Annotated in this window: 12 protein-coding genes; 11 read left to right on the forward strand and 1 reads right to left on the reverse strand. The window is 71.3% G+C overall.

What is annotated here, in order from left to right:
- Positions 1–14: 14 nt before the first annotated feature.
- The gene (locus ACPT94_RS03550) at positions 15–1,055 is read left to right on the forward strand and encodes a LacI family DNA-binding transcriptional regulator (RefSeq protein ID WP_425245202.1); all 1,041 of its coding nucleotides are present in this window, start codon (positions 15–17) and stop codon (positions 1,053–1,055) included.
- Positions 1,056–1,278: 223 nt separating this feature from the next.
- Complete coding sequence (locus tag ACPT94_RS03555; protein WP_425245076.1) at positions 1,279–4,470, forward strand: RICIN domain-containing protein; 3,192 nt, start codon at positions 1,279–1,281, stop codon at positions 4,468–4,470.
- Positions 4,471–4,657: 187 nt separating this feature from the next.
- On the opposite strand, the gene ACPT94_RS03560 is transcribed toward ACPT94_RS03555, so the two are convergent.
- The gene (locus ACPT94_RS03560) at positions 4,658–6,823 is read right to left on the reverse strand and encodes an endonuclease (protein ID WP_360343108.1); all 2,166 of its coding nucleotides are present in this window, start codon (positions 6,821–6,823) and stop codon (positions 4,658–4,660) included.
- Positions 6,824–7,610: 787 nt separating this feature from the next.
- Here ACPT94_RS03560 and ACPT94_RS03565 point away from each other — a divergent pair.
- The 9 genes from ACPT94_RS03565 (at position 7,611) to ACPT94_RS03605 (ending at position 19,275) form a co-directional block, all read left to right on the forward strand.
- Complete coding sequence (locus ACPT94_RS03565) at positions 7,611–9,440, forward strand: endo alpha-1,4 polygalactosaminidase (RefSeq protein ID WP_425245077.1); 1,830 nt, start codon at positions 7,611–7,613, stop codon at positions 9,438–9,440.
- 280 nt (positions 9,441–9,720) lie between these two features.
- Entirely contained in the window at positions 9,721–10,644 is a 924-nt protein-coding gene (locus tag ACPT94_RS03570) for a helix-turn-helix domain-containing protein (RefSeq protein WP_360343114.1), read from the forward strand.
- A gap of 582 nt (positions 10,645–11,226) precedes the next feature.
- Complete coding sequence (locus tag ACPT94_RS03575) at positions 11,227–11,931, forward strand: hypothetical protein (RefSeq protein WP_425245078.1); 705 nt, start codon at positions 11,227–11,229, stop codon at positions 11,929–11,931.
- A gap of 26 nt (positions 11,932–11,957) precedes the next feature.
- Positions 11,958–13,535, forward strand: a complete 1,578-nt coding sequence (locus ACPT94_RS03580) for a hypothetical protein (RefSeq protein WP_425245079.1) — start codon at positions 11,958–11,960, stop codon at positions 13,533–13,535.
- A gap of 5 nt (positions 13,536–13,540) precedes the next feature.
- The gene (locus tag ACPT94_RS03585; RefSeq protein WP_425245080.1) at positions 13,541–14,320 is read left to right on the forward strand and encodes a TIR domain-containing protein; all 780 of its coding nucleotides are present in this window, start codon (positions 13,541–13,543) and stop codon (positions 14,318–14,320) included.
- A gap of 209 nt (positions 14,321–14,529) precedes the next feature.
- Positions 14,530–15,912: an AfsR/SARP family transcriptional regulator gene (locus ACPT94_RS03590; RefSeq protein ID WP_360343126.1), complete on the forward strand. Its 1,383-nt coding sequence runs from the start codon at positions 14,530–14,532 to the stop codon at positions 15,910–15,912.
- 152 nt (positions 15,913–16,064) lie between these two features.
- Positions 16,065–16,952, forward strand: coding sequence for an alkaline phosphatase family protein (locus tag ACPT94_RS03595; RefSeq protein WP_360343129.1), 888 nt, complete (start codon positions 16,065–16,067; stop codon positions 16,950–16,952).
- A gap of 5 nt (positions 16,953–16,957) precedes the next feature.
- The gene (locus tag ACPT94_RS03600) at positions 16,958–18,256 is read left to right on the forward strand and encodes an MFS transporter (protein ID WP_360343132.1); all 1,299 of its coding nucleotides are present in this window, start codon (positions 16,958–16,960) and stop codon (positions 18,254–18,256) included.
- Positions 18,253–19,275 (forward strand): TolB family protein, encoded by a 1,023-nt coding sequence (locus tag ACPT94_RS03605; RefSeq protein ID WP_360343135.1) that lies wholly within the window; start codon positions 18,253–18,255, stop codon positions 19,273–19,275. Before ACPT94_RS03600 ends, ACPT94_RS03605 begins: the two co-directional genes overlap by 4 nt.
- Positions 19,276–19,364: the final 89 nt, after the last annotated feature.

Here is a 19,364-nt window from a genome sequence, read left to right on the forward strand (position 1 = left end):
AGCAAGGAGTGCCCGTGAACATCGGTGAGATTGCCCAGCGGGCTGGTGTCTCGCGGAGCACGGTGTCGTACGCGCTCAGCGGCAAGCGGCCCGTGTCCGAGGACACCCGTCAGAAGATCCAGCGGGTGATCGACGAGCTGGGTTACCGGCCCAACGCGAGTGCGCGGGCGCTGGCCAACGGCCGGACCAGCACGATCGGGCTGGTCTTCCCGCCGGCCGGGAACCACTACACCGGGATGCAGCTGGACTTCATCGGCAGTGTGGTGGAGGCCGCCGCGGCCCACGACTACGACGTGCTGCTGTCGCCGAGCGGGGTGGACAGCGACCGCTCGTTCCAGCGGCTGCTGGGGGAGCGGCGGGTCGACGGGGCGATCCTGATGGAGATCAGGCTGGCGGACGACAGGGTCGATCACCTGGCCGCACTCGGCTTCCCCGCGGTCGCCATCGGCCGTACCGCCCGCCCGGAGGACGGCTGGTGGGTGGGTCTGGACCACACCGCGCTGGCGGCGGCCTGCGTGCACCATCTGGCGGATCTCGGCCACGGCCGGGTCGCCTTCGTCAACCGTCCCGAGCAGTTGCTGCGGGCGGGGTACGAGTCCGCGCACCGGGGCCTGGAGGGCTTCACCAAGGCCGCGGCCGAGCGCGGGCTGACGGTGCGGACGTACTGCTGCGGGGACGACGCCGCCTCGGGTCAGGCGTGCATGGAGCGGATCCTGCACGACGACCCGGCCACCACCGCTGTGGTCACGCTGAACGAGGCCGCCCTGGGGGGCCTGTACCGGGGGCTCGCCCAGGCCGGCCGCCATGTGCCGCGCGACTTCTTCTCCGTCACGGGGGTCGTGGCCGGCCGGTGGGCGGAGACGGTGACCCCGCAGCTGACCGCGGCGGACGTGCCGGCGGAGGAGATGGGCCGCCGAGCCGTCGACCTGCTCGTCGAACGGCTCGACCACCCCACCGCGCCGCCCCGGCACCACCTCCTCGCACCCCCGATCTCCCTGCGGGCCAGCACCGGACCCGCCGGCGGTACCCCCACCGCGGACATCCCGCGCGCCTGACCGCCCATCACCAACCCCGTCCTCCCTTCTTTCCTCCCTCCCTTCCTCCTCGCACCGGGCACCCAGCCCCCGCCGCCGTTCGGCGTGCCATGCCACCACCTCGCCGCAGCCTGGCGCCTCCTCGGCAAGAGCTGACGGCCGACGACTTTCACGAGCACCCACACGTCCGGCACGGGGGCCGGCGCAGCACCAACCAGCCCTATCCCTGAAGGGACGTAAGCACATGCCAAGAATCGGGCAAAGACGCTCGACCACGAGACGCCTTCTCCGCGGCGTCACCAGGACGCTGCTCCCGCTGACCGTCATAGCCGGTGTCTCCACCCTGACGGCGACGCCGGCCTCCGCCGCCACCCCCACCCTCACCGTCGACCTGGGCACCACCACCGGAGCCTTCCGCGGCGGCGCGTCGGGAGCGCTGTACGGCCTGTACGGGCAGGACGTGCCGACGAACAACCTCATCGAGGGGATGGGGCTGAAGACCACCAACACCAAGTACCAGGACGGACAGCAGCACCCCGGTTCGGACGCCCTGGAGATCGCCAAGCCGTTCGTGGACAGCGGCGGCGGGGACGTCTTCATCTACATGACGGACGTGTACCGGGCCAACTACGAACGGACCAGCTACGCGGCCTACCAGACGGCCATGAGGACGCAGGTCGAGCAGGCGATGGCCAGCCCCTATGCGAGCCACATCGTCTTCATCCCCTACAACGAGCCCGACCTGAACTGGTTCAGCGGCATGCGCACCAACGCGACGGCGCTGGCCAACTTCAACGCCGAGTGGCGCCAGACCTACAACTTCATCAAGGGCATCTGGCCGGCGGCACGCCTGGCAGGGCCCAACACCTCCAGCTACACCAGCTCCTCCCTCAGCGGCTTCCTCACGTACTGCAAGGCCAACAACTGCCTGCCCGACGTCGTCACCTGGCACACCCTGGGCAGCCCGGCGGACGTCCGCGGCACCGTCGACTCCTACCGCGCGGTCGAGGCCGCCGCGGGAATCACCTCCCCGATCACCGTCAACCTCAACGAGTACGCCCACCGCTACCACCTGACCGACCCCGGCCAGATGGTCCAGTGGATGGCGGGCATCGAGGACGAGAAGATCGACGGGAACCTGCCGTACTGGAACATCAACGGCAACCTCGGCGACTCCGCCGCCGCCCAGAACACCCCCAACGCCCAGTGGTGGCTGTACAACTGGTACAGCTCCATGAGCGGCAACACCGTCAAGGTCACCGGCGCGGCGAACAACGCCGCGTACACCCTCCAGGGCCTGGCGAGTCTGGACACGGCCAAGAAGCAGGCCCGTGTCATCCTCGCCGGGGGCGGCACCAGCGGCGACTCCAGCACGGTCATCAAGAACATCGACCCGGCGGTCTTCGGCAGCACCGTGCACGTCAGCGTGTTCCAGGACCGCTACAGCGGCTACATCGGCGCTGCGGCCACCCCGACCCGGCTCTCCGACGCGGACGTGGCCGTGGCCGCCGACGGATCGATCACCGTCCCCATCACCCTCGACGCGATGTCCGCGTACCAGGTGATCGTCTCCCCGGGCGGCACCGGCTCCGCCACCGCCTCCGACAGCACCTGGCGGGCCACGTACGAGGCCGAGAACGCCACGCTCAGCGGCAGCGGCTACAACATCAACACCGAGGGCACGACCGGCAACGTCAGTAAGTTCGCCACCTCGGGCACCAAGGACGTCGGAGGCCTGCGCACCGGATCCACCACGGTGATCTCCTTCCCCGTCTCCGTCCCCACCACCGGCGACTACAACCTCTCGGTGTTCGGCAACAGCTACGCCAAGGACGCCGACGTCAAGGGCCCGACGAACGTGTACGCACGCGTCGACGGCGGCGCGTCGGCCAGGATCGACATACCGGTCGGCTTCCAGTGGGTCGTGTGGGGGCACAGCGACGCCACCGTGCATCTCACCGCGGGCAGCCACACCATCACCCTGGCCACCACCGGCGACAACGGCGCGACGACCGTCGGCGACGCCATCATCGACAAGATCGACCTCCAGTACCAGGACGCCGCCGTCCAGGGCACCACGCTCTACGAGGCCGAGCAGGCCACCCTGTCCGACAGCGGCACCGCCACCTACACCGCCCAGGGCCAGTCCGGCGCGGGCGCGGTGAACCTCACCTCCGGCAAGTCCGCCACCTTCTGGGTCTACTCCGCACGGGACGGATACGCGGACCTGACCGTCCGCTACCGCAACACCGGCCAGGCCGCCCTCACCGTCAACGGCCGGACCGTCAACGACCAGACCCTCTCCGGCGCGACGACCGGCGCCTGGTCCACCTCCACCAACCGGGTCCACCTCAACGGCGGCATCAACAAGGTCAAGGTGACCGGGAGCAGCGGCACCCTCGCCCTGGACGACCTGGCCGTCACCCCGTTCAGCGCCACCGACCCCGTCACCACCGGCAACGTCGTCACCTACCAGGCCGAGAACGGCACCCTCACCGGCACCGCGGCCGTCGACACCACCTACAGCCAGGCCAACGGCGGCGTCGTCACCGGCATCGGCAACGGAACCGCCAACTCCCTCACCCTCGACGTCAACGCGCCCGCAGCCGGCACCTACGCCATGACCATGCGCTTCGCCAACGCCGAGGAACTGCCCTCCAACCACTACAACCCCGACCTGTACGCCGAGCACGCCGACGTCAGCGTCAACGGCGGCACCGCCACCCGCGTCAACTTCGCCAGCACCCTGCACTGGAACCAGTTCGAGGATTACACCGTCCCCGTCACCCTCACCAAGGGCGCCAACACCGTCAAGTTCACCGCCTCACAGCTGTACAACTGGGACGGCACCACCATCGGCGTGGTCTACTCCGGCGGCGGCAGCGACATCGGACAGCCCATGCGCTCCAGCTCCGCGCCCCACCTCGACCAGGTCTCCTTCGCACCCGCGGGCCTGCACATCGGGGCCTCGGCCGGCTTCTCCTCCACGGCCGTCGCCCAGCACAGCGGGCTCTGCCTCGAAGACCCCGCCCAGTCCACCGCCGACGGCATCCAGTACCGGCAGAACACCTGCGGAAGCGGGCAGGAGCAGGTCTTCGACTTCCACCCCGTCGCCGGCGCGACCGGCACCTACACCGTCGTCAACCACTCCAGCGGCAAGTGCCTGGACGTCTCGGCCTTCTCGACGGCCGACGGGGCCGCCGTCCAGCAGTGGACCTGCCTCAACGGCACCAACCAGCGCTTCACGCTCAGGCCGGTGACCGCGCTCGGCAACAGCCACGACTACCAGCTCGTCGCCGTGCACAGCGGCAAGTGCGTCGACGTCAGCACCGTCTCCACGGCACCCGGCGCCCTCGTCCACCAGTGGACCTGCGACGCGGCGAGCGCCCTGACCACCAAGAAGAACCAGATCTGGAGGCTCACCGGCAAGGACTGACCCGACCTCCACCACAACGGCACCTGACCGGGGGGGGGGGGGGGGGGGGGGGGGGGGGGGGGGGGCGCGGGCCCCCCCCGCCCCCGGGGCCGGGGGGGGCCCGCCCGCGCGTCCCGGGCGCCCCGACGCCCTTCACGGTGACGTCGCGGTCGGTGAGCGTCTCGTCATTGACCGAGGCCCCGGCCGCTCATGGCCACAGGCCTGAGAAGTCGATGCTCCGGGCCCACTCCGGGTGGTCTGTCAACGGATTGCGGTTGCCCTGGATCTCGGCGATGGCGGCGTTTCGGTGCAACTCGTACTCGCTCACCGGCTCGTTGTCGTGCCACGTCAGGAGACTGGGCAACCGGTTCCTGGGGAACTCGCCCGGGGAGTCGCCGACCAGCCCGGGGTAGCGCAGCAGGAAGTACAGGGTCGCCCGGGCGACGGTTCCCTTTCCTGCCGCAGGCTCGAACCCCACGTCCTCGCGCATTCCGCAGTCGTCCCGGACCGCTTCCTCGAAACCGGGGAAGTCGAAGTAGGGGAAGTTGCCGCGGAAGCTGTTGCAGCCCACCTCGCACGCGAACAGGTGGTGCAGGTCGCCCCGCATGGGCTCCTGCTTGGTGAACCAGGACTGCGGCACGACGTGTTCACAGTTGAAGGGCAGCGCTGCCTCGAGGGCGTCGAACTCGGCCTCGAACTCGGCAGGGCCCGCCGCGCTCTCGTGAAGGAGGAACTCCTGCATGCGGGCCAGCCGGGCTTCCTCCACGGCGGCGTCGGCGCGTATGAACTCCTCGGCGGAGAAGGCCTTGCCGGAGTAGATGCTGCGCAGCTTGCCGTCCCGGTGCAGGTCGACCCACGGGTACACCAGCCGGATCGGTTTGTACCTGGGCCGGGGCGAATGGGTCTCCTCCAGCAACTCGGTGAGGGCCTGGCGCAGCGTCCTGCCGTCGGTGGTGTCGATGCCCGCGTAGTAGGCGTCGCGTGCCTCATGGTCGCGGGTCCGGTCGTAGTAGGGCCGTTCCAGCCCGAGACGGAAGTTGACCAGGGCCGCGTTCAGGTCCCTCTCGACGGTCGTGGGCGTGGGTGTGGCTGTGGCTGTGGGGGTCGGCTGCGGCGTGGTCACGGTTTCGGCCGGGGGCGCGGGAGCGTCGATACCGAAGCTGATCCGCAGCGGGACGGTGAGCTGCGCGGCCCCGCCCGTCACGTACGCCGTGGATCCGTCGGGTCCGGCACCGTTCGCGGCCCCGTCGGCCCAGGGCGCGGATGTCGCGGACGGCGAGCCCTCGACCGGCGGGGAGGGGGTGACCGAGGCGGTGAAGACTTCGTCCCTCAGCCGCGCCGCCGTGCCGGTCAGGGTGATCTCGCGCAGCGCCTGCAGTACACGGCTGATGCGCACGCCCTCGTTGGCCTTCCAGGCCAGCCGGTGCTCGCCCGCCTCCGGGGTCCAGACCGTTCCGTCGATGCTCAGCGGCCGGCCCTCGGCGTCGGTCCTCGGGACGGCCGAGTGGTGCAGTGCGACGACCTCCCACTGGTCGTTGAAGACCGGTGAACCCGACGACCCCTGAAGGGTGTCGGACTCGTAGTGCAGGAACCGGTCCAGCACGTCGACGACCTGGTTCTCACGCAGCGCGAGCTGCTTGGGCTCGCCCCTGGGGTGCTGGATGATGTTGACGAACTCCCCGATGATGACCTTGCCCTGCGCTCCGCTGAGAGGCAGCCGGCCGAAGGCCGAGAGGGCGTCGCCCTGCGCGCTGTGTTCGGCGACCGCGACCACGCTGAAGTCCAGATCGTGGTCGGTCACGAAGAACCTTCGCGGCTCCAGCCGGAAGACCGCCGGTACGAGCGGACGCCCGTCGGGCCCTGTCTGGAACGCGAACGCGACGACGCTGCGGTCCGCTTCCTCCTGGCTGCGCAGTACGTGGTTGTTGGTGAGCAGAAGGGACGGGGAGACCATGAAGCCGGTGCCGTGACCGCCGCCGGGTCCGTTGATGGTGATCCGGCCGACGGAGCGGGCGGCCAGGGCGCCTTCCTCCAGGAACGCGACCGGAGTGAGATTGTTGCGCTCGATGAGGCGCTCCAGTCCCAGCACATCGCTGCCGAAGCTGTCCGGCGGCAGCTGCAGGGTGCTTCCCGCCGTCGTGACCGGTTCCGACGGTGTCTTCTCGATCGCCATGGCCAACGACCAGTCGGCGCCGAGCCGTGCCAGCCGCTTCTCGACTCGCTGCGGTTCGTCGGCGTACAGCACACCGCGCGTGTCCAGTACGGTTCGATTCCTCTCCCGCTGCTCGGTGCGGTTCGCGTAGCGTTCCGTGGCCATCGCCAGCTGCGACAGGTAGTCGGATTCCGTCTCGGATACGCGTTTCGCCGTCGTCATGGGACCGCCTCCTTGCCTGCTTGAAACGTGCCGGTGGTCGCTGGATCACGGCACCCGTGTGCGGCGCGCCCTCCGGCGGTCAGGGGTGCGGTCCCCCCAAGCACGGCTCTCGCGCCTTCCGCCGCTCCGCTGTGACCGGCGGCTTCCGGGGCCGGCGTGTGCCCGCGGCCGCCGTGTGCCCGCGGCCGCCGCTCCGTGGAGCCGCCCGGGCCGCTGTGCCGGTCACGGGGGCACCCATCTCGATGTCGACCTCTCGATGCCGCCCTCTCGCCACCTGATCCGGCGGACGCGATCGCGCAGTGCGTCGCAGGCACCGGGCTGGGCGGTGACGTGGTCCGCGTCACCGTCCATGGCGCTCTCGTCCATGCGGCGGACCGCTGCGGTCTCCGCACGCCTCCGTACGTCGTCACCTGCGCTGATGGCGATCGCTCATCCGGCGCTGACGACGTGGGCCTCTTCACAACATGGTGAGCCTGCGACGCGGCCGCTGCAACTGGGCGGGGACGGTGGTATCGCGCTCGCTCCGTCGGGGAAACAGCGGGCGTTTCGCTTACGTGATGGCCCGTCAGGAGAGTGGAAGCGGGCGAGGTCTCCCGAGCGGGCGACTCGCCGGTGAAGACGCCGGGTTCCTCGTCCGGTGCAGGCGCGAAGTCCGGTGCAGGCGCTTCGTCCGACGCGTGGGGGAGGCGTGGAAGCCATGTGGCGCAACAGGCTCGGAAACCTCGGTACTACTCTGATGCCCCTGAACGGCTTTTCGAAGTGCGGCACATGGGAAAGGTGACCGGCGATGTCGCTGAGCCTCGGCGATCCGGAGTCCATTGGTGGCTATGCGCTCGTCGACCGGCTCGGTAGCGGCGGGATGGGTGTCGTCTATCTGGGGCGCTCCGACTCGGGCCGGCGGGTCGCGGTCAAGGTCGTGCACGCGGGGTACGCGCAGGACGAGGAGTTCCGGACGCGCTTCAGGCAGGAGGTCACGGCGGCCCGACGGGTGAGCGGGGCTTTCACGGCCCCGGTGGTGGACGCCGATCCGGACGCCGAACAGCCGTGGATGGCGACGCTGTACGTCCCGGGCCGCACGCTGTCGGACGTCGTGGCGAAGGACGGCCCGCTGCGCGGCCGCGAGTTGCGCACGCTCGCGCTGGGCCTTGTCGAGGCACTGCGGGACATCCACCGGGCGGGTGTGGTGCATCGTGACCTGAAGCCGAGCAACGTCCTGATGGCCGAGGACGGGCCGCGCGTCATCGACTTCGGCATCTCGCACGCCGTCGACAACGAAGCCCTCACCGTGACCGGTCGGTTGATCGGCACCCCGCCCTTCATGTCTCCGGAGCAGTTCGCGGCGCCGCGGGACGTCACCGCGGCCTCGGACGTCTTCTCGCTCGGGTCGCTGCTGGTCTACGCGGCCACCGGCAACCGTCCGTTCGACGGAAGCAGCCCGTACCTGACGGGCTATCAGGTGATGTACGAGGCGCCGGTCCTGGACGGAGTCGCCGAACCGCTCCGGAGCATCGCCGAACGCTGCCTGGACAAGGACCCCGCCGCCCGGCCCGAACTCGCCGAACTGCACCGTAGGCTCCGGACGCTGCCGGACGCCGCCGCGCCGGCCGCGCCAGGAGCGGCCGACTCGGCGGAGACCGGCCCCCGGGTTTCCCCGACGCGCCCCGACCCGCGAGGCCCCGCCGCCGACGGGGGGAACGGAGAACCGGACAGGACGCGAACCGGTCGCGGACGTCGAGGACGGCGCGTCCTCGTCGGCCTCGCGGCGGCCCTGGCTGTGGCCGGGCTGAGTGTCGCCGCGATGCAGACCGGGTCGCACGAGGACGACACCTCCCAGCCGTCCACCGCTCCCACGCCCACCGCTTCCGCGTCCAGCGCCCCCGCATCCACCACCCCCGCGTCCGCCGCCACGGTGACGCTGCCGCCGAAACACGTGCCGTGGGACTACCAGATCGGCGGCGCGTACGCCCCGGCGGCCGGTGTCCAGGTGGTCAGCCGCAGCCACGAGAGCGCGCCCGCGCCGGGCGTCTACAACATCTGCAACGTCAACGCCTTCCAGGCGCAGCAGGGCGCGGAGGACGACTGGGCCCGCGACCTGCTGCTGCGCGACGCCGGCGGGGGCGTCGTCTACGACGAGGACTGGGACGAGGCGATCCTGGACATCCGCACCGACGCCAAGCGGCAACGCATCGCCGCCAAGGTGAACGCCTGGATCGACGACTGCGCGGCCAAGGGATACAAGGCCGTGGAACCCGACAACTACGACGTCTTCACCCGCTTCCCGAAATACCTCACGGGCGGCCAGGCCAAGGCGCTGATGAAGCTGCTGTCGGCGCACGCCCACGCCGAGGGCCTGGCCGTCGCCCAGAAGAACACCGTCGAGCTCGTGGCCGACCGCGCGTCCGTGGGTCTGGACTTCGCCCTGGTGGAGCAGTGCGGCGAGTGGAACGAGTGCGGCGAGTTCGCCGAGGCGTTCGACGACAACGTGCTCGTGGTCGAGTACACGGCGAAGGGCTTGTCGAACGTGTGCTCCGGCTGGGGCAGCACATTGAGCATCGTCCGCCGCGACCAGGATGTCGTCCCCCAGGGGGCGAGCGGCTACATCCACCAGACCTGCTGACGCCGAACGCCGTCATTCCGCCCTCTCCCGGGACCGGGAGCGCCGGTGTGCACTGACCAGCGCCCGCAAGCACGCCCACGGGGCCGACCGTACGCATCGACCGCACCGCCGGACCGGCCGGCGCGGGCGCCTGGCGACCGGCCGCCCGCATCCCCCACCCCGACGGCGTCCAGGAGAGCGGCACCCGTACCTGAGGAGGGCGGTTGCATCGCGGGACGGACCTGTCCAGGGACAGATCCGTCCTCCCCGCCGCCCGGCGCCCGGTGCCACACTGGCGGGTATGACCAGCAGTGCGCATCTCAACGAGCTGGGCGCATTCCTCAAGGCCCGCCGGGCCGAGCTCAGCCCCCGTGCGGTCGGCCTGTCCGACACCGACGGACGGCGGCGGGTGGCCGGCCTGCGCCGGGAGGAGGTGGCCGTGCTCGCCGCGATCAGCACTGACTACTACACCCGCCTGGAGCAGGGCCGTATCACCCCCTCCGCGTCCGTCCTGTCGGCGCTCGTCCGCGTCCTGCGGCTGAGCGAGGACCAGCGGGACTACCTGTTCGAGCTGGCCGGGAGGGACGTCGGCCGGCCGCGGCGGCGGGCTCCGCAGAAGGTGCACCCGCAGTTGCGCACGGTGCTGAACGAGCTCAGTGTGACCCCCGGCATGATCCTGGGCCGGTACCTGGACATCCTGGCCTGGAACCCGATGGCGGCCGCCCTGTTCAGCACCGATTTCACGAAGATCCCCGAACGGCAGCGCAACTACATCCGGCAGCTCTTCACCGACCCGGCCATGAAGGCGCTGTACGCGGACTGGGAGAACTCCGCCCGCAACGCCGTGGCCGTGCTGCGCCGACGGGCCGCGGCCCGTCCCGACGACCCCGGACTGACCGCCCTCGTCGGGGAGCTGTCGGTGCAGGACGACCTGTTCCGCCAGTGGTGGGGAGGCCGCCATGTGGCCCCCCGCACCGGCGGCATCAAGGTGTTCAACCACCCGGTCGCCGGCGAACTCACCCTCGACTGGGACGCGCTCACCTGCGAGGCCGACCCCGACCAGCAGCTGATCATCTGGATCGCCGAACCCGACTCGCGCTCCCACGAGGGGTTGCGCTTCCTGTCCTCCTGGGCGGAGGCCGACCAGGACCGCCCCACGCCCGACACCGCTTCCCGGTCCCTGCGCGCCCGGGCCGCCGGAGACGAGGACAGCGACTCGGTGTGACGAAGGCCCCGCCCGCCGTGGGAGCCGCCCGCCGACCGAGGCCGGCGGACCGCCCGGGCGCCTGAGCCGACACGCAGGGAGCAGGCACCGCCGGGGCTTCGCCGGCAGCGGCTGACGGGAGAACCGAAAGCGGCTCGGGCCGGTGCCGACGGCGCCCACCCCGTCGAGCGGCAGCCCGGCGATGCCGCGGGCGCCGTGCCCGCGCGCCGCGACGCGCTCCCCGTGACCGCCGTCGGCAAGCCGTACGAGCTTGCGCCGCGCGCCGACGCCACCCGCCGCGCAGTGACCGGCGTCGCCGGGACTGACACAGGCGGTCCGGAAGCGGATCGGAAGTGGATCGGCAGCCGGAAGGGCTGGCCGGGGAAGCGGGGTGTCTGGTCGCATCTCGTCATGCGGAACCGGCCTCGCCCGATCGGCATCGGGCGGGGCCCGGTGCGCGTCGACTCCAAATGAAAACAGTCCGGGCACAGTTGCCGTACCGCCGTGTGACAGGACGTCAAGGTGTGTATGCATGCTGTGAGGCTGGACGTGCCGGCGAGAAGAGCGAGATTCCGGTCGACTGCCGGGAGTTGCGAGGGGACCATGAGCGATGTCAACCACCGGGCCCGCCGCGGCGGGCCGTACCAGGCCCCCGGGCTGTTACCCGCCGCCGGGCAGGAGCGGACGTTCGCGCTGCTCATCGCCGGGATACCCCTGCTGCTGATTCTGCTGATCAACTTCTTGCCGTCGCTGACCTCGGCCAAGGCCGGCTCCGGCGCCTCGGGCACCGAAGGCTGGCCGTACTCGACCCCGTTCACCGGGCAGTCCACCGACGACTCCGACGACGACTCCACGGACGGCGGGCTCCCCTCCGCACCGGACACCTCCACCGAGGACGACACGTCGCTGTGGGGGCCCACGGACCCCGCCGGTTCCACCGGCAGCGCGGACCCCTCCGAGAGCACGGACGCCACCGAGGGCACCGACCCCACCGAGAGCCCGGCGATCGGCCGCCAGTCCGCCGATCCCGGCACGACGGTCACCCGTTACTTCGAGGCCATCAACGCGCTCGACTTCGAAACGGCCTGGGAGCTCGGCGGCAAGAACCTCGGCGGCGACTACTCGTCCTTCAAGGCGGGTTTCGCCGACACCGAGCGGGACGTGGTCACCGTCAACTCCGTCGACGGCACCACCGTCTCGGTGGATCTCCGCGCCGAACTGACGAACGGCACAGAGCAGTTGTTCAGCGGCACCTACACCGTGGTGGACGGGGTCATCACCGACGCCTCGATGACCCGGACCGGATGAGCCCCCGAGAGCGGAGCAGCGAAGCCATGGCGAGCGACACCCTTTCCGTACCCGCCCCGCCGCCGGAGCCGGCCGGCCCGGCCGTCGGTCTCCTGTCCGGCGACGCGGCGAGCGACGCCACCCGGCTGCTGTGCGCGGGCACCTATCTCGACCCGGTCTACCGCGCCACCGTCATCCGCGAGTTGCTGACCCACCGGTTCCGGGTGGTGGCACCGTCCTACGGCTACGACGCGGTCCCCGTCCTCGGGCACGCGCTGGCGGCGCGCCGGCTGCACCGCGCGAGGCTGATCGCCCTCGGCGCGGGCGCCTGTCTCGTCTTCTTCCTCATCGGCGTCGGTGTCCTCGGCCCGTTCACCGGGACGCTCACGCTGCTGTGGCTGGTGTGGGCCACCGCCTACCTGCGGCGGGTCGTCACCCTCCAGACCCTGATGACCCGGCTGCGGCGCCCCGACCGGGCGGACGGCGCGGGCGCGTTCACCGGCTCGTACCCCGAGAACCCCGCCCTGACGGCCGAGCTGGTGGCCAAGATCGACCGGGAGCAGTCGGCGGACGGCAGCCTGATCCGCTACGGCGGGTACAAGCCGTTCGTCGGCGCCGGTGAGCCGGTGCGGCGTTGGTCGACCGCCGAGCTGCTGGTCGGCGCGCCGGTCGGGGTGTTCGAGCAGCACCACGCGGCCACGGGCACCGCGGACGGCACGGGGGCGCGTGGCCAGGAACCCTCGCGCAAGGAGGTCGTCCCCTTCACCGTCGAGGAGATCACCGCCTACGTCGCCCAGCGCATGACCGCCGAACTGCGCGACCAGGCACGGCAGACGGAGCGGATCGACGGTCTCGCCGTCGAGCGGTCCACGTTCACCACGGCCGTCACGACCCGCCGCGCACTGTGGGAGCCGGCCCCGGGGCAGAGCGACGGCCACTGGGACGACGTGTACGACTCGGCACGCGCGTACCTGTGCGTCCGGGTGGGCTCGTGGAACCAGGAGCTGGTCACCACGGCGTACGTGGGCTTCGACCTCAAGGGCAACACCCTGCACACGGAGTTCTACTCGTACGTGCTGGCACCGATCCAGGCGGGCTTCCATCTGGTGGACCGGCTGCCGGACGCCCTGAGTCTCGGACTGCTGGGCCGGGTCGCGTGGGACACCCTGCGCAGCACCCCCGAGGCCACGGTGAGACCGCTCCTCACACGGGCGCGGGTCTGGCTGCCGAACCTGATGCCGTGGCAGTGGAACAAGACCCGCGTCCATGTGCCCCAGGCGGCCGACACCAGCGAGTTCCGTCTCGGGCGGTACGCGGAGGCCGTGCTGAACCGCGGGGCGCTCATCAGCATCCGGGAGATGGCCACCAGCAGCGACTTCCACCACTTCTTCCAGGAGACCGACACGATCAAGTACACGCAGATCGTGGAGCGCCAGCTCCTGCACGTCATCCGGGACTTCCTGCACGAGCACAACGTGGACCTGGCCGAGCACGAGGCCCGTCAGACCAACATCCTCAACCAGGACTTCGGGCACGACAACACCTTCGGCAGCCACAGCAACTTCGGTCCCGGCAAGCAGAACAACAGCAACTCCGGTACACAGACCTTCCACCAGGGGGCATGACGTCGATGACCGGTACCTCCGACGGGGCTGGGTCCCGTACCAGCAACAACACCTTCGGCAACGGCAACAGCTTCGGCAGCCACAGCAACTTCGGCTCCGGGAACCAGGACAACAGCAACTCCGGGACGCAGAACTTCACCACCGGCGTCCCGGCCGCGGCCGGCCCCGGTCGCTCCGACGAGCAGCCGCAGGCGGGCGGGACCCGCGCGGACGGGCCCTCCCCGGATCGCAGCCGCAACGTCTTCGTCGTCCACGGGCGGGACGAGGAGGTGCGGGTGAAGATGTTCGACCTGCTGCGGCTGCTCGACCTGCATCCGCTGGAGTGGGAGGACCTCGTCAAGGCCACCGGCAAGACGGCGCCGTTCCTCGGCGAGGTCGTCGCCACGGCCCCCGCCCAGGCGCAGGCGGCCCTGGTGCTGCTCACCCCGGACGACGTCGTCCAGCTGCACCCGGACCTGCGGGGACCGAACGAGCCGTCGTACGAGAGGGAACCGACCGGGCAGCCCCGGCCGAACGTGCTGATCGAGCTGGGGCTGGTGCTGATGGCCTATCCGGAACGGACGTTGATGGTGGAGTTCGGCGAGCTGCGCACGATCTCCGACATCGCCGGCATGAACGTCATCCGCTTCGACGGCTCGGACACCGCCCTGGGCAAGATCGTCGAGCGGCTCAAGCTGGCGGGCTGCAAGGTCGACGACACCGGCTCCGACTGGCGGCAGACCTGGCCGTACCGCCGCCTCGGGGCGTACGGCCGCAACGGGCGCGGGGTGCCGCCCGTCCGGTGAGCCGCGGTACGGGCCCGGTGGTCGTCCACGGCCGGGGGAGGGGCCCGTACCGCTCACACCGCGAAAGCCGCGAGCGCGCCGCCCGTGAACGGGCCGCCTCGATCGCACAGTTGCCTCCACGCCACCTTGGTACGCTGACGGCACTCCTGACGGGACGTCACGCGGCGGAGGGGGCGAGGCGCGTGGAGACCCGCACACCGTGCGTACGCGTGAGCGTTCTGGGGCCCGTCCGTGTGGACGTGAACGGCGCCCCGGCACGTCTCACCCCGCTGACCGCGCGCCTGCTGGTCCGTCTGGTCGCCGCCGAGGGCGAGGCCGTTCCGGCCCGGCAGCTGTACCGGGACGTCTGGCAGCAGTCCGCCGAGCTGCCGCGCCAGGACCTGCGCGGCCGCAACGAGGTGCAGAAGCGGATCCTGGAGCTGCGGCGCGCGTTCGATCTCGCCGGGCCCGGTGCCGGCGCCCGGATCGTGCGCACCGGACAACTGCCGACCTCCCGCGGCGCGGAGAGCACCTACCGGCTGGAGCTGCGCACCGAGGAACTGGACAGCGCCCTGTTCACACAGCTGGTGGGCGAGGCTCTGCGCGCGGCGCCGGCCTCGGCCGTCCGGCTGCTGACCGAGGCCCTGGCGCTGTGGCGCGGCCGGCCGCTGGCCGAGGTGCACGACGAGGAGTTCGCCACCACGACCGTACGGCGGCTGACCCTGCTGCGTGAGGCGGCCCGGCGGGACCTGATCGGCGGTCACACCGCGCTGGGCCGCCCCGACCGCGCTCTGCCGCTGGCCGAGGAGACGGCCCGGGAACGGCCGGACGACCCCGAGGCCGCCGCCACCCTGGCGGGGCTCCACGCCGAGCTGCGGGAACGGCACGGCAACGAACTGCTGCGGCACACCCTTCGCGGACTGCGGGTGGACGTCGTCGTGGTGCGCGGCGACCTGTTCGACCAGGAGGACGCCAACCTGGTCGTGGGGTTCTCCGACACCTTCGACACCTCCACCGACCAGGACGTCGTGATCAGCCGGGAGAGCGTGCAGGGACAGTTGGTCGACCGTCTCTTCGAGGGCCGGCACCGGCTGCTGGACGACCATCTGCGCCGCGGCCTGAAGGAGTTCACCCCGCTCGCGACGGAGAGCGTCCGCGCGAAGCCACGCGGCCGGCGCACCCGCTATCCGATCGGTACGGCGGTGGCGCTCCCCGTCGGCAAACGGCGCGTGTTCGCCCTCGCCTACTCCCGGCTGGGCAACGACCTGCGCGCCCGGTCCCAGCCCGCGGACCTGCGGCTGAGCCTGGAGCGCCTGTGGCCGTCGGTCGCCCGGCACGGGCTGTTCAAGCCGGTGGCGATACCGCTGATCGGCTCCGGGCTGGCCCGGGTCGTCGAACTCGACCACACCCAGCTGCTGTCGATGATCGTGGACACCTTCACCCGGAGCCTCGGTGACGACCCCGCCGTCTCCCCCGAACTGCGTGTCGTCCTGCGGGCCGAGGAGCTGGAGAGGACCGACCTGACGGCGGTCGAGGCGTTCCTGCGGATCGTGGACGAACGGCTGCCCGGCCCGCCGGACGCGGGCGGGGCCGGTGTGGACAACCCTGCTTGACGCTCCCTTTGCTGTGCGTTACCTGTGCCTGGGGTGATCTTTGCCCGGCGGGGCCCACGGTTCTTCTGGCCTTCACTCGGGGCCGGTCCGGTGCTCCTAGGGTTACGGCGCCTCCCCCCGCGCACCCCGTCACTTCTGTCCGGAGGACAGTCATGACCGCCGTCAAGGCTCCGCAGCGCACCCGACGCCACCTCGCCGCACTCGCCGGCGCCGTCGCCCTCACCGCCACCTCGATCGGCCTGTGGGCCACCGCCACCACCGCTCAGGCCGCCGCGCTCCCGACCCCCGACCACGTGGTGGTCGTGGTGATGGAGAACCACGCCTACTCGCAGGTGATCGGCAGCTCCAGCGCCCCCTACATCAACAACACCCTCAAGGCGGGTGGCGCCAACCTCACCCAGTCCTACGGCCTCACGCACCCCAGCGAGCCGAACTACTACATGCTGTTCTCGGGCTCCAACCAGGGCCGCACCGACGACAGCTGTGTCGGCGTCGGCTCCATCAACAAGCCGAACCTCGCCTCCGAGCTGATCGCCGCCGGGAAGACCTGGAAGAGCTACAACGAGTCGCTGCCCAGCCAGGGCTCGACGACGTGCAGCAGCGGCAACTACGCCCAGAAGCACAACCCGTGGTTCGGCTTCTCCAACGTGCCCACGAGCACCGCGATGACCATGGCGCAGTTCCCGACCGACTACACGACCCTGCCCAAGGTGTCCTTCGTCGTCCCGAACCTGTGCAGTGACATGCACGACTGCTCGGTCTCCACGGGCGACACCTGGATCAAGAACAACCTGGGCGCCTACGCCACCTGGGCCAAGACCCACAACAGCATCCTCGCCGTCACCTTCGACGAGGACAACAAGCTGTCCGGCAACCGCATCCCCACCGTCTTCTACGGGGAGCACGTCGCCCCCGGCAGCTCCAGCTCCACCACCTACAACCACTACAACGTGCTGCGCACCGTGGAGGACCTGGCCGGTCTGACCACGCACGCGGGCAACGCCGCCTCCGCGTCCGACATCACCGGCATCTGGAACTGACGCCCGTGTATCTCGCGGACTCCCGCAGCACCAAGGCCGCCGTCGTCCCGGACACCCGTCCGGGGCGGCGGCCGGCCGCCGTGCCCGGCACCGTGCTGGCCCTGGGTGCGGTCAGCCTGATCACGGACATCTCCTCGGAGATGGTCACGGCCGTCCTGCCGCTCTACGTGGTCGCGGGCCTGGGCCTGTCGCCGCTCGGGTTCGGTCTCCTCGACGGCATCAACAACGGCGTCGGGGCGCTGGTCCGGCTGGCCGGCGGTCACCTCGCCGACGGGGGCGGCCGCCGGCACAAGGTCGTGGCCGGCATCGGCTACGGCCTGTCGGCGGTGTGCAAGCCGCTGCTGCTGCTCGCCCACACCCTGCCCGTCATCAGCGCCGTCCTCGCGGCCGACCGCACCGGCAAGGGGCTGCGCACCGCGCCCCGGGACGCGATGATCTCGCTGGCCACCGAACCCGAGCACCGGGGGCGGGCGTTCGGGGTGCACCGCGCCATGGACACCACCGGCGCGCTGCTCGGCCCGCTCGTCGCCTTCGCCGTGCTGCGGGCCACCGTCGACGGCTACGACGCGGTGTTCGCGGTCAGCGGCTGTGTCGCCGTACTCGGGGTGCTGGTGCTGGTGCTCTTCGTGCCCCGCCGCATCGTTCCCGCCGGTGCCGCGGACGCCGTACGGCCGCCCGAGGCGGGCCGGCCGGAGCTGCGTGCCGCGCTCGGGCTGCTGCGCCGCCCGGAGCTGCGCCGGCTCACCTCGTGCGCGGTTCTGCTCGGCCTCACCACCGTCAGCGACTCCTTCCTCTATCTGCTGCTCCAGCGCGACGGGGACCTGCCCGCCCACCTGTTCCCGCTGCTACCGCTGGGCACCGCCGCCGTCTTCCTGCTGCTCGCCGTGCCGCTCGGCACACTCGCCGACCGGATCAGCCGCCGCCGGCTCTTCCTGGCCGGGCACGGCGTCCTGCTGCTGGGCTACGGCCTGGTGCTCTCCCCCTGGCACGGTGTCCCGGCCGTGGTCGCCGTCCTCGTGCTGCACGGCACCTTCTACGCGGCCACCGACGGGGTCCTCGCCGCCGCCACCGCGGGCGCCGTCCCGGCCCGGCACCAGGGCGCCGGGCAGGCGCTGGTGGGCACCGGCCAGGCGCTGGCCCGGTTCGCCTGCTCGCTCGCCTTCGGCGCGGCCTGGAGCCTGTGGGGCGGACGGACGGCGCTCGCGGTCACCGCCGCCGCCCTGGCCGTCAGCGCCGTCGTGGCCTCGTTCGTCCTCCGTACCGCCGATGAGGCGCCCGCAACCCCCGACGAGGTGCCCGCATGACCAGAACCACCCGCCTGGTGACCCTGCTGGCCGCCGTCCTGCTGCTCGGGAGCGTCGGCACCGGGGCGGTGCTGCACGCCGCCCACCGCTCGGCCATGCGCGACCAGCAGCAGGCGGACGGTCCGGCCGTGCGGGCCGGCACCGTCTCGCTCCGGCCGACGGCCGGCCGCCGGCTGCTGTTCCGCAACCTGGCCTGGGGGCCGCACCGCGACGAGATCGCCACCGTGCCCGCCGACCGCCCGCAGGGGCCGCGCACCGCGTCCGGCGTCAAGTGCCTGCGCTTCCACGCGGCGGCCGGCACCGGCATCTGCCTGCAGGCCGTGCACGGCGCCCTGCAGGACACCTACCGGGCGGTGGTGCTCGACTCCCGCCTGCACGAGCTGCACCGCTTCCCGGCAGCGGGCATCCCCACCCGCGCCCGGGTCTCGCCCTCCGGGCACATGGTCGCCTGGACGGTCTTCGTCAGCGGAGACTCCTACGCCGGTACGAACTTCTCCACCCGCACCGCCATCGTCGACACCCGCACCTGGGCGATCGACGACAACCTGGAGACCTTCCACGTCATCAAGGACGGCCGCCCCCACCACGCCGCGGACACCAACATCTGGGGCGTCACCTTCGCCGACGACAACCGCTTCTACGCCACGCTCGCCACCGGCGGCCAGACCTACCTCGTCCGGGGCGACGTCACCGCGCACACCCTCACCACCCTGCACCGCAACGTCGAGTGCCCCTCCCTCTCACCCGACGGCACCCGCATCGCCTACAAGAAACGCGTCAAGGGCGCCTCACCCGACGCCCCCTGGCGGCTGTACGTCCTCGACCTGCGCACCATGAAGGAGACTCCGACCGCCGAGCACCGCGACATCGACGACCAGGCCCTGTGGGCCGACGGCTCCACCCTCGTCTACGCCCTCCCCGGCGACTACGGCTCGGACCTGTGGACCGTGCCCGCCGACGGCACCGGCGCGCCCCATCGTCTGACGACCTCGGCCGTGGCCCCCGCCTACCTGGGGTGAGAGCCGTCATGGAAACCCCGGCAACCTTTTCGGGCCCGGCGACCACCGAGGGGGAGCAGGTGTTGTTCCGGACCAGGCAAGGGCTCATC

Origin of the sequence: Streptomyces aurantiaciflavus, from assembly GCF_049808595.1 — a bacterium.
Lineage (GTDB): Bacteria > Actinomycetota > Actinomycetes > Streptomycetales > Streptomycetaceae > Streptomyces.